The following is an 11,887-nucleotide window of genomic DNA, read 5'->3' on the forward strand; positions in this document are numbered from 1 at the left end:
TTCTGGACGGGCTGGCCTAGCGGCGGCGGCGCAGCAGGCCGGCCACGGCCATGACCAGGAACGGCAGCCAGGACCAGGGGCCGGCGGCGCCGCCGCTGCCACCGCCGCCGCCCATGGAAGCGCGCGGTTGCTGGAACATGGGCTGGCTCTGGTCGGCCCGGTTGGAGGCCGGCGCGCTGGCTTCGCGGCGGGCCTTGGCGAGCCGCTCCAGATCACGGCGGTCGGCGTTGCGGCGCTCGATGCCGTATTCCTCGAACACCTCATCGCGCAGCACCACCATGGAGGTGTAATCGGTGACCAGGCCGTACTCCAGGGCCAGGTCGGTGATGGCGTCCTCCAGGTCGGCGTCGGCGCCGAAGTTATCCCGCTCCCGGGCCAGATCCTGGATGGTGGCGTAGGCCCACAGCCGTTCCAGTTCCGGGTTGTCGCCGCCCTGTTCCGGGAAGGTGAAGCGGCTGTGGTATTGCCGCTCCTGGCCGCCCACCCGGGCGCTCAGGGTCACGTCCGCGGGGCCGTCGCCCCAGTAATGCCCCATCAGCACGATGCGCTCGCCACGGTATACGGAGCCGATGCGCGCCGGCGTGCGGTCGGCGGTTTTCACGCCGTCGATGTCCAGGCGCACGTCGTTCATGGCCTGGTGGGTGAGCTTGCCGGTGGCCTGCATCAGCCGGCCAACGATGTCATCGCTGTTGGAAACGCTCAGGGCGAAGCCGTTGCTGGCGTCGGTGAGCGCGGTGAGCAGCGGGCGGTTGGCGCTGTTGCCCATGATGGAGGTGAACAGGCGAACGTCACGCTTATCGAGCAGTTCGAGGAACCGTTTTTGCGCGGTGACGCCCACGTTGGCGACACCGTCAGTGACCAGAACGATGCCGGTGGGGCGGTCATCGTCCAGGGTCTTCAAGCCGCTTTTCAGGCCGTCATACAGGTTGGTGCCGCCGGAAGACCGCAAACCGGCGACCCGGGTCACGTGGTCGTTCACCGCCGCCGGCGTCACCGCCACGAAACCGTCGGTGAGCTCGCGGACACCGTCGTTGAACAGCACGATGCGGAAGCGGTCCTCCGGCTGGAGCCGGCCCAGGGCCTTGCCCACGCCATCCGCCAGGGTGGCCAGCTTGCCAGCCATGGAGCCGGACACGTCGAGCACGAACACCCAGTCGCGGCCGCCGCTGACCGGGGGGAGATCATCACCAGGGGTGAGGCTCATCATGAAGGTGCCCCGGTCCGAGCCCGGCGCCTTGTAGGCCACCAGATCCACGGTGCCGGGCAGGTCCTCCGGATGGCGCCAGTAGACCACGATGTCCCGGTCGAGCCGGAACGCCGGCTTGCCGTCGCCGGCCACGGCGGCCTCCCGCTCGGCACCTGACTCCACGCCCTCCCCGGTGGCCGGCTCGCCGGTCCCCGGCGCGGCGGGCCGGTTGTCCAGGGTTACCCGCCATTGGCGCGGGCCCTGTTGGGTGACGGCGGCGCCGGGCTGGTCCGGTACCCTTACCGCCGCCACCGGGTAGCCAGCGCGCAGGTTGAGAGTGAAGGTGAAGTGCTCCTCCACCCGTTCGTTGGCGGTCCAGAAATCCAGCTGGCGCTGGTCCACGCCGCCCTCTTCCAGGGGATAGACGTAGCGGCCCACGTCGGTGTCGACGCCGGCGGGCTGCATGTAGACCAGCCGCACCCGGGTGTCGACGCCGCCACGCACCGGGCTCACCCGCACGTCGAACGCCTTGTACTGGTCCTTCTCGGTGAGCCCGGCTTCCCGGCCGGCGGCTTTTTCCTGTTCATACACCTGGCGGGCCTTTTCCCGGGGCAGTACCTCGCCCACCACCGGTTTGCCGTCGATCCACACGGTGAACTCCGCCACCGTGCCTTTTTCCGGCACCGGGAAGCGGTAATGCGCCTCCAGGTCCCGGTCGTGGGGGTTGTGGAACACCTGCTCCACCTCGGTGATGGCGTAGCCGTCCTCCACGTCCACGGTGACGTGCTGCTCGCGCAGTTCCAGGGGCGGCACGCCGCCTTCCGTGGGGGTCATCAGGCCCGCCGCCTGGGCGGAAGCGGCAACCAGCAGCAGCGTCAGGCCGCCCGCCAGACGCCGCGCCCAAGAGGTAAAGGAAACCATGACGTTCTCCTATGTTTATTAAACGCCGTTCAATTGATACAGGAGAAAACGCTTTCTGCTGAACACTGTTCATTAACAGGATGTGTCACCGGGCGTTCAACAGCCCCCCCGTTGGCCGGCGCCGGCGGCGCCCGTTACCATTGCCGCGCATGACGGATCGCCCCCTGGAGCCCATGAACCACGCCGACGCCCTGCCCATCGACCCGCTCAAGGAGCCCTTCCTCGACGCCCTGGACCAGGGCCCGGTGGTGGTGTCCGCCGCCACCGGCTCCGGCAAGTCCACCCGCCTGCCGGTGTGGGCCCTGGCGCGCGGGCCGGTGCTGGTGGTGGAACCCCGGCGCGTGGCCTGCACCGCCCTGGCGGGCTTCCTGGCCGGCCAGCGCGGCCAGGCCCCGGGCGACGAAGTGGGCTACGCGGTGCGCTTCGACCCGGCCTGCACGGACCAGACGCGGCTGGTGTTCGTCACGCCGGGCATCGCCCTGCGCTGGTACCGGGAAGGGCGACTGAAGCGCTTCACCACGGTGATGCTGGACGAATTCCACGAACGGCGCTGGGACACGGACCTGCTGCTCGCCCTGCTGAAGCAGGACGGCGGCCACCGGCTGGTGGTCACCTCCGCCACCCTGGACGGGCCGCGCCTGGCCCACTACCTGGACGCGCGAGCCTTGCACTCCGAGGGCCGCGGCTACCCGGTCAGCGCCCGCTACCACGCCGACAACGACCGCCGCATGCCCGACGGCCGGGACCTGGCGCCCCGGGTGCGCGAAGCGGTGCGCGCCGGCCTGGCGGAGGACGACGGCGACGCGCTGGTGTTCCTGCCCGGCCGCCGGGAGATCCAGCAGGCCGCCGCCGCCCTCGGCGGGCTGGACGCGGAGGTGCTGCCCCTGCACGCCGGCGTCACCGGCGAGGCGCAACGGCGCGCCCTCACCCCGGGGCCCCGGCGGCGGGTGATCCTGGCCACCAATGTGGCGGAAACCTCCCTCACCATTCCCGGCGTCACCCTGGTGGTGGACGGCGGCCTGGAGCGCCGCACCCACCAGCGCAACGGCCGTACCGTGCTGTCGTTGACGCCGATTTCCCAGGCCAGCGCCGACCAGCGCCGGGGGCGGGCGGGCCGCACCGCGCCGGGCCGGGTGATCCGGCTGTGGGGCGAGAACGCGCCCCTGGAGGCGCGCACGCCGCCGGAGATCCAACGCGAAGAACTGGGCGAGCTGGTGCTGGCGGCGGCCTGCGCCGGCCGGCGCGCGGCGGCGCTGGATTTCCCCGACCCGCTGCCAGCGCACACCCTGGAACGGGCCGAGCGGCAGCTTAACGGCCTGGGCGCCCTGGACGCCGATGGTCGGGCCACCGAGCGCGGCCAGGCCCTGTTCGACCTGCCGGTGGACACCTTCTTCGCGCACCTGATCGTGGCCATGCCGGACGCCCCGGCCCGGGGCTTCATGGTGGACCTGGCCGCCGCCCTGAGCGCCCGCCGGCGGCCGCTCACCCTGCCCCGGGACGAGGACGGCCGCCGCGCCCTGGCGGACTGGGAGCCGCGCCCCTGCGACGCCACCACCCTGGTGCGGGCGGTGCGCCAGACGCCGCCGGAGAGCCTCAAACCGAACCGGGCGGCCCGGGACGAAGCGCGCCAGCTGGCCACCCAAATGCGCGCCCTGCTCAAGCTGCCCGGCCTGCCGGCCAGCCTGGACGAGGACGTTCCGGCGATTTTGGCCGCCGCCCTGGCCGCCAACCCCCGGGCGGCGTTTCTGCGCCGGGAAAAAGAACGCCGCCGGGACGCCATGGGCAACGGCGGCGAGGAAGTCCGCGTGGGCGAGGATTCCCGCTTCCCGGAGGAGGCGGAGGCGGCCCTGGTGCTGGACAGTCACAGCCTGCCCGGCAAGGGCACCCGCCAAACCCTGACCCTGGCCACCTGCCTGGCGCCGGTACCCGTTCAGGCTCTGGTGGAGCAGGGCCTGGCGCAGCCGGAAACCGGCGGCGTGGAGTGGCACGGCGACGAGCCGGTGGTGACCCGCCACTGGTACTACGCCGGCCGGTGCGTCCACACCGACACCGCCCGCCCGGAGGGCGCCGCCGCCCGCCAGGTGCTCGCCCGCCTGATCCTGGACGGCGATTGCCTGGCCCCGGCCGGCGAACGGCTGGTGAACGACCTGGACGCCTGGCGGCTGTATCTGGCCCTGGGCCACGATCAGGGGGACGCCCCGGAGGCGGCGCCCTGGCTGGCACGGCGTCTGGGGGAACTGGGAGTGGAAAACCTGGACGACCGCGCCCTGCTGGAACCGCGGGACCTGCGCTTCCCGGGCATCCCGGACTGGGAACGGCAACGTTTCGACGAGAAATACCCGCGCCTGGTGACGCTCAGCGACCTGAAAATGCGGGTGCATTACCAGATTGCCCAGCGGCGGGTGGAGCTGGAATACCGGGGTGGCAGCCGCAAGGCCGCCCCGCGCCGCTGGGAGCTGCCCGCCTGGTCCGGCTGGCGGGTGCGTTACCGCAAGGCCAGCCGGGTGGTGGACGTGGTTTAGAGGTCGCAGGACAAGCCGAACGCGGCCAGCCCCTCCACCAGGTATTCGGACAACAGCGGATGGCCAAGCAGATAATCCGCCGTCTCCGGCGTCCACTCGTCCCGGGCCAGGCGCAACGCGCCCTGCCAATCGTCCTCCTGGAAATCGCCCCGGCCCAGCCACATCAGCGCCACCACCTCGGTCTGCTGATCCGGCTCCAGATCCGCCACGATGGTGCGGAACTCCGCCCGGGACGGATCGTCCACCCCCACCGCCGGGGCCGGCGCGTCGCCGGGCTCGTCAATGGGATTGCTGCCGTCGTTGGGCAGGGTGATCGCCTCCTGGGACTGAAACGCCTGGGCCAGCTCCACCAGCCGGCACACCGTCTCGCCGCTCACATTCAGCATGGCTCTCTCCTTTTCCGGGCCGGCCCGGGGGCCGGCGTCCACATCATGGGAAAAGGGTGCCATCCCGAACCGGGATCACAAGGTGATGGACGTAAAAGAGCGTCTCAATAAAGTGACGGGAGGAGATAAGGGATGGTTTCAGGCGACGTCATCATGGGCCTCGCTGACATCACCGCGCCCGGCGAGAAGACCGGCCACGGAAATGTCCTCATCCAGCGCTTCCCAGTGAATACCTTCCCCGGTGTAGCTGATGCGATAGCGCTCACGCTCAACGGGCTCCGCCCTCAGCAGTCGCGGAAACCACGCCAAGGGCACTCCCAGACTGCGACCATCGCTCAGTTCGACCCACATGGTGTCCGCGTCGAAAGTTACCGCTTTAGCCCCGACCGAAGTGCTCATGCCAAGCCCTCTCGATTTCTTCAAAATGACTGTTCACCACTTCTACCAGTTCGGACAATTGCTTTCTATTGTAACCCGCACTTTTAGCGATACTTACCTCGGGATACAGCCACACCTTCGCTTCGCCCTCACCGCTTTCAGCGTGTATGTGGACCCGCTCCCTTGGATTTCCCTCGTTGGAATAAAAGAAAAAACGAATTCCCTTGTAGCGAAATACTGTTGGCATGGGCGCTTCCATCCGGTTCCATCTGTTCGCCTTCCAATCTGATTCGCCCTTTGACCGAATTCAAGATGTGACCACTAGCGGATTCAGCTTCCAGGCCACCTGCACGAAAGAGGTGACCCCGGCTTCCTTGAAGCGGTCCTGGTTCTCGATGACGTCCTGGCGGGACAGCTCCCGCAAGGTGTAGTGGTCCTGGTAGAGACGGCGCACTTCCTCGGCGAACACCGGGAACGGCGGGCCGTCCATTTCCGCCGGGTCGTATTCGAAGGCGATCAGCAGTTGCGGCGCCGCGTCGGTGAGGGTGCGCAAATGCGGCGCATAGCGAGCACGCATGGCCTCGGGCAGGGCCACCAGGGCGGCGCGGTCGTAGACCAGATCCACCGGGCCCAGGTGCTCGGCGGTGAGCTGGAACAGGTCGCCCTGGAACACGGTGAGCTCACCGTGGCGCCAGCGCTGGCCGCCGGCCCAGTCGTCCACTTCCGGCGTCACGCCCAGTTCCTCGAACAGCTGCCGCACCGCCAGCTCGCTGAGCTCGGCGCCCACCACCGGGTGGCCCTGGGCCAGCAGCCAGCCCATGTCCAGGGTCTTGCCGCACAACGGCACGAACACCCGGGCCCCCGCCGCCAGGTCAAAGGCCGGCAGGTTGCGCTTGAGCACCGGGTTCACGAACGGCAGGTGAAAGCCCAGTTCCTGCTTGTGCCATTTCTCTTTCCAGAACGCTGATTCCATGGGGTCTCCAGGTGAGTCAGGGGGTCCCTTGGCGCAGGGCCCGTTCGGTGTCGCGGGTCAGGGTGACGAAATCCGGTTTGGCGATCACCGCCAGCACCAGGGCATAGACGCCATTGAGCAGGGCGAGCGTGGCGTCGGCGTGAAGAAAACTGAACGCCACGATGATGAACGCCACCGCGTCCAGCATGCCCAGCAACACGAACATGCTGGTGTGCACCTTGGCGGCGGCCACGGCGGAGGGGGCGGTGTCCGCCTTGCGGCCGGTGAGCGGTCGGCGGGCCACCGCCTCCGGGCTCATGATGAAATTGCGCAGCGGCCGGGCCACCAGCAGGCTCAGCGCCATGGCGCCCAGGGCCAGCTGCCAGAGCATCTCCTGGGGCACCAGTTCGCCGGCGGACTGATAGTCGGCGAACCGCACCAGGTACCACAGCGCCCCGCCAATCAACAAAGGCGCGGACAGGGTCACGAACCAGAGCAGGTTCAGGGTGCGCGCGGAGGGCGCGCCGGATTGCAGGGCCATGGTCAGTGCGCCTCTTCCCAGTTATCGCCGATGCCGGCGTCGACGATCAGCGGCACCTTGAGGTCGGCGGCGGCTTCCATGCGTTGCTTCACTTCCTTGACCAGGGCGTCCACCTGGCTTTCCGCCACCTCGAACACCAGCTCATCGTGCACCTGCATGATCATCAGGGCGTCGAAGTCGCTGTCGGTGAGCCAGCTGTCCACCTGGACCATGGCGCGTTTGATGATGTCGGCGGCGGAGCCTTGCATGGGCGCGTTGATGGCGGTGCGCTCGGCGGCCTGGCGGCGCTGGCCGTTGCGGCTGTTGATTTCCGGCAGGTAGAGGCGGCGGCCGAACAGGGTTTCCACGTAACCATTCTCAGCGGCGTCGGCGCGGGTGTTTTCCATGTAGCGTTTCACGCCGGGGTATTTTTCGAAGTAGCGGTCGATGTATTCCTGGGCTTCGCCGCGCGGGATGCCGAGCTGGCGGGCCAGGCCGAAGGCGCTCATGCCGTAGATCAGGCCGAAGTTGATGGCCTTGGCGTTGCGCCGCTCATTGTCGCTGACGTCGTCGAGGGTCTTGCCCCAGACTTCGGCGGCGGTGGCGCGGTGAATGTCCAGGTTGTGTTCGAAGGCGTCGAGCAGGCCCTTGTCGCCGGACAGGTGGGCCATGATGCGCAGTTCGATCTGTGAGTAGTCGCAGGCGACGATTTTACGCGGCCCGTTTTTATCGGACGGGGGAGCCGAGAACGCCAGCCGGATCTTGCGGCCTTCCTCGCTGCGCACCGGAATGTTCTGCAGGTTGGGGTCACTGGAGGAGAGCCGGCCGGTGGCCGCCACCGCCTGGTGGTAGGAGGTGTGCACGCGGCCGGTGCGGCGGTTGATCAGTTCCGGCAGTTTGTCGGTGTAGGTGTTCTTGAGTTTGGAAACGCCGCGGTACTGCATGATCACTTCGGGCAGCTTGTGGCCGTCCATGGCCAGCTCCTGGAGCACCGCCTCGGCGGTGGAAGGGGCGCCCTTGGGCGTCTTCTTGATCACCGGGATTTCCAGTTTTTCGTAGAGGATTTCACCGAGCTGCTTGGGCGAGCCCAGGTTGAATTCCTGGCCGGCGACTTCGTAGGCCTGTTCCTGCAGTGCCATCATGCGCTTGGCCAGGGACTGGCTTTGTTTGCGCAGCATGTCGGCGTCCACATAGGTGCCGTTGCGTTCGATGCGGCTGAGCACCGGCAGCAGCGGCATCTCGATGTCCTCGAACACGCTTTTCAGGCCGTCGATCTCTTCCAGGCGCGGCCACAGGGTCTGGTGCAGACGCAGGGTGACGTCGGCGTCCTCGGCGGCATACTCGCCGGCTTCCTCCAGGCCCACCTGGTTGAAGGTGAGCTGCTTGGCGCCCTTGCCGGCGATTTCCTCGAACCCCACGGTCTTGTGGCCCAGGTATTTCAGGGCCAGAGAATCCATGTCGTGGCGGGTGGCCACGGAATCCAGCACATAGGATTCCAGCATGGTGTCGAATTGCACGCCGCGCAGGGTGATGCCGGCGTTGGCCAGCACGCTCATATCGTACTTGAGGTTCTGGCCGACTTTCTTGAGGCCATCGTCTTCCAGCAACGGCTTGAGCTTTTCGAGCACGGTTTTTTCGTCGAGCTGTTCGGGCGCGCCGGCGTAGTCATGGCCGAACGGAATGTAGGCCGCCTCGCCGGCGGCGGTGGCCACGCTGACGCCCACCAGGGCGGCGTCCATGTAGTTCAGGCTGGTGGTTTCGGTGTCGAAGGCGAACAGCTCCGCCTGCTTGAGCTTGTCCAGCCAGGCGTCCAGGGCGTCCTCGGTGAGCACGGTCTCATAGCCGCTCCGGTCGATGCCGGCTTCCTCCTCCAGGGCCACTTCGGCGGCTTCACCGCCGGCGGCCGGGTCCTGGCCTTCCAGCAGTTCGGACAGCCAGCCCTTGAATTCCAGGTCCCGGTAATAACGGGCCAGCTGCTCGCTGTCCGGGCTTTGCAGCTTGAGCTCGTCCAGCCCTTCGTGGAGCTCGCAGTCCACCTTGATGGTGGCCAGCTCATAGGACAGAAACGCCTGCTCGCGGTGTTCCTCGAGCTTCTTGCCCATGCTCTTGGCGCCGCGAAATTCCAGCTCCGCCACCTTGTCCAGGTTGTCGTAGATGTTTTGCAGCGAGCCCAGGCCGGTGAGCAGGGCCAGGGCGGTTTTCTCGCCGACGCCGGGCACGCCGGGGATGTTGTCCACCTTGTCGCCCATCAGCGCCAGGAAGTCGATGATCAGCTCCGGGCCGATGCCGAACTTCTTCTTCACGCCCTCGATGTCGTAGAGGGCGTCGTTCATGGTGTTGATCAGGGTGACGTGGTCGTTGACCAGCTGGGCCATGTCCTTGTCGCCGGTGGAGATCAGCACCGCTTTTTGCTCGGCGCTGAACTGGCGGGCGAAGGTGCCGATCACGTCGTCCGCTTCCACGCCTTCCTCGATGATCAGCGGCAGGCCCATGGCGCGGATCAGGTCGTGCAGCGGCCGTACCTGCTCGCGCAGCTCGTCGGGCATCGGCGGCCGGTTGGCCTTGTACTGCTCGAACAGCTCGTCGCGGAAGGTCTTGCCCTTGGCGTCGAACACCACCGCCATGTAGTCCGGGTCATAGTCCTTGATCAGCTTGCGCAGCATGGCCGCCACCCCGCGCACCGCGCCGGTGGGCCGGCCGTCGGAGGTGGTCAGCGGCGGCAGGGCGTGGAAGGCGCGGTACAGGTAGGAAGAACCGTCGACGAGAATGATCGGTTTGGGGTCGGCCATGGGGGTCCTTGGTCGGGCAAATTCGGAAAGCCACAGTGTAGCGCCGCCAAGGCCCCGGGTCAGGGTCGGGGTGCGGATATCGTAGGAGCGGCTTCAGCCGCGATTCGGCCCTGGGAAGATTGCCGGGCCAATCGCGGCTGAAGCCGCTCCTACAGTCGTTCGCGGGCGTGGGCCAGGATCTCGGCCACCGCCTTGCGCGCCGCCGGCAGGGCGCCGCCCATGGTGATGAAGCCGTGCACCAGCTCCGGATAGTCCAGGTTGAGCACGGACACGCCGGCCTGCTTGAGACGATCGCCGTAGGCCAGGCCCTCGTCGCGCAGGGGGTCCGTGGCGGTGATCATCAGGGTGGCGGGCTGGCCGGCCAGGTCCGGGTTGCGCAGCGGCGAGACGCGGTAATCCGCCAGCAGGCTTTCGTCCTGGATGTAGTGGCCGTGAAACCACTGGATCATGTCCTTGTCCAGACCGCCCTGGCCGCCGCCCAGCTGCGCGGCGGAGGGCATGTCGGTGGCGCCGTCGGCCTTGGGGTAAACCGCCACCACCAGCTTGGGCAGCGGCAGGCCGGCGAGCGCCGCCTGCTGGGCGATCACCAGGCTCAGGCAGCCGCCGGCGCTGTCGCCCATCACCGCCATCCGTTCCGGGTCGATGCCCAGGTCCCGGGCCTGCTCGGTGAGCCAGCGCCAGGCGCCCACGGCGTCGGCGGCGGCGGTGGGCGCCGGGTGTTCCGGGGCCAGGCGATAATCCACGTTGAGCACCACGGCGCCGGTGGCGTTGGCGATGTGGCGGCACAGGCGGTCGTATTCGCGGGCGCTGCCGATGGTGAAGCCGCCGCCGTGGCAGAACAGGATCGCCGGCAGACCGTCCGCCGGCGCCGGGCCCACCCGGTCCTTGGGCCGGTACAGGCGCACCAGGATGGCGTCGCCCTCCACCGGCACCTGGATGTCGCGCACCTCGGCCACCGCTTCCTCGGGCACGTCCAGCATGCGGATCAACTGGCCGTACAGGGCACGCCCCTTGGGCAGCGGCAGTTCATGGAAGCCCTTGCGGCCGTCGCCGAGGGCCAGCAGCAGACGCAGGCGCGGATCCAGGGTGGACCGGTCGACCTGCTCCACCAGGCCGGCGAGACGGCCGGCGACGGCGGCGGGCAGGGCCATCATTGCGCGCACCGAGGTGCGTTCGATCTTCTCTTGCAGGGACATGATGCTCCTTGAAAACGGGCCTGTTCACGGGATGTCCGGGGTTATACCATCGCCGGAGGTACTGGGCCCGGTCATCCCCGGCCTTTTTTCTCTCCAGGATGGATTGATGTCCGTTTATACCCGTCTCGACAAGGGCGAGCTGGCGTCGCTGCTGGCCGCCTATGATTTGCGCCTGGAAACCGCCGAGGCGGCCCGCCACGGCATCGAGAACAGCACCTGGCTGATTGATGCCCGGGACGGCCTGGACCGCGCCCGGCCGGTGGTGCTCACCGTGTTCGAACGCTTCGACGCGGACACCCTGATGCCCTATCTGGATCTGCTCACCGCCCTGTCGGAAGGCGGCCTGCCGGTGCCCGCGCCCCTGACGGACCGCGCCGGCGCGGTACTGCGCCGGGTGGCGGACAAGCCGGCGGTGCTGGTGCCGCGCCTGCCCGGGGCGCACTGTTTCCAGCCGGAGGCGGAGCACTGCCGCCAGGTGGGCGCCCTGCTCGCCGATCTGCACCGCCAGCCCGCCGAGCCGGCCCGGGCACTGCCCGACGAACGCGAGCGGCTGGCGGATTTCGCCCGCCACCTGTGCCGGCTGAGCGACGGCGACCGACGCCACGCGGAGCAGGTGCTGGCCCATTGGGAGGACATCGAGCCGGACGACACCTTGATCCACGCCGATCTGTTCCGCGACAACGCCCTGTTCGACCGCCAGGGGCGCCTCACCGGGGTACTGGATTTCTACAATGCCTGCCTGGAGCGCCCGGAGTACGACCTGGCGGTGGCGCTGAACGACTGGGCGGTGGCCGCCGAGGGCCGCCCGGTGCCGCGCCGGGAGGCGGCGCTGCTGGCCGGTTATCGGGACGCCGGCGGCGACTGGGACACGGCGGTGCTGAACCTGGCCATGGCGGTGGCGGCCCTGCGTTTCTGGCTGTCGCGCTTGATCGGGCCGGTGTCCGGCGACGCCCAGGGCCAGGGCAGCAAGGACCCGGCGGAGTTCGCCCGCATCTTCGGCTATCGCTTCGACGCGCTCGGCGAACTGTAGAACCGGG

At 68.4% G+C, this 11,887-nt stretch carries 10 protein-coding genes; 2 read left to right on the forward strand and 8 right to left on the reverse strand.

What is annotated here, in order from left to right; translation table 11 throughout:
• Window positions 1–16 precede the first annotated feature (16 nt).
• Window positions 17–2,107, reverse strand: a complete 2,091-nt coding sequence (locus HMJ39_RS15745; protein ID WP_194298017.1) for a VIT and vWA domain-containing protein — start codon at window positions 2,105–2,107, stop codon at window positions 17–19.
• A gap of 173 nt (window positions 2,108–2,280) precedes the next feature.
• On the opposite strand from HMJ39_RS15745, the gene HMJ39_RS15750 reads away from it, so the two are divergent.
• Window positions 2,281–4,629, forward strand: a complete 2,349-nt coding sequence (locus HMJ39_RS15750; RefSeq protein WP_194298157.1) for a helicase-related protein — start codon at window positions 2,281–2,283, stop codon at window positions 4,627–4,629.
• Here HMJ39_RS15750 and HMJ39_RS15755 read toward each other — a convergent pair.
• From HMJ39_RS15755 to HMJ39_RS15785, 7 genes are all read right to left on the reverse strand, one after another.
• Window positions 4,626–5,015 carry a DUF3775 domain-containing protein gene (locus tag HMJ39_RS15755; RefSeq protein ID WP_194298018.1) on the reverse strand — a complete coding sequence of 130 codons (390 nt, stop codon included), beginning with the start codon at window positions 5,013–5,015 and terminating at the stop codon, window positions 4,626–4,628. The two genes, HMJ39_RS15750 and HMJ39_RS15755, sit on opposite strands and share 4 nt — an antisense overlap.
• A 138-nt stretch (window positions 5,016–5,153) precedes the next feature.
• Window positions 5,154–5,414, reverse strand: a complete 261-nt coding sequence (locus tag HMJ39_RS15760) for a DUF2442 domain-containing protein (RefSeq protein WP_194298019.1) — start codon at window positions 5,412–5,414, stop codon at window positions 5,154–5,156.
• Window positions 5,392–5,640, reverse strand: coding sequence for a DUF4160 domain-containing protein (locus HMJ39_RS15765; protein ID WP_194298020.1), 249 nt, complete (start codon window positions 5,638–5,640; stop codon window positions 5,392–5,394). The genes HMJ39_RS15760 and HMJ39_RS15765 overlap by 23 nt, the downstream gene beginning before the upstream one ends.
• Before the next feature lie 60 nt (window positions 5,641–5,700).
• On the reverse strand, window positions 5,701–6,366 hold the full coding sequence (gene tmpT, locus HMJ39_RS15770) for a thiopurine S-methyltransferase (protein ID WP_194298021.1): 666 nt from the start codon (window positions 6,364–6,366) through the stop codon (window positions 5,701–5,703).
• Between the two features lie 16 nt (window positions 6,367–6,382).
• Entirely contained in the window at window positions 6,383–6,886 is a 504-nt protein-coding gene (locus tag HMJ39_RS15775) for a hypothetical protein (RefSeq protein WP_194298022.1), read from the reverse strand.
• Window positions 6,887–6,888: 2 nt separating this feature from the next.
• Window positions 6,889–9,654, reverse strand: a complete 2,766-nt coding sequence (gene polA, locus HMJ39_RS15780) for a DNA polymerase I (protein ID WP_194298023.1) — start codon at window positions 9,652–9,654, stop codon at window positions 6,889–6,891.
• 149 nt (window positions 9,655–9,803) lie between these two features.
• The gene (locus HMJ39_RS15785; protein WP_194298024.1) at window positions 9,804–10,850 is read right to left on the reverse strand and encodes an alpha/beta hydrolase; all 1,047 of its coding nucleotides are present in this window, start codon (window positions 10,848–10,850) and stop codon (window positions 9,804–9,806) included.
• Window positions 10,851–10,956: 106 nt separating this feature from the next.
• Between HMJ39_RS15785 and HMJ39_RS15790 the strand changes: the two genes are divergently transcribed.
• The gene (locus HMJ39_RS15790; protein ID WP_194298025.1) at window positions 10,957–11,880 is read left to right on the forward strand and encodes a homoserine kinase; all 924 of its coding nucleotides are present in this window, start codon (window positions 10,957–10,959) and stop codon (window positions 11,878–11,880) included.
• Window positions 11,881–11,887: the final 7 nt, after the last annotated feature.

Origin of the sequence: Alloalcanivorax profundimaris (assembly GCF_015265435.1) — a bacterium.
Taxonomy (GTDB): Bacteria; Pseudomonadota; Gammaproteobacteria; order Pseudomonadales; family Alcanivoracaceae; genus Alloalcanivorax; species Alloalcanivorax profundimaris.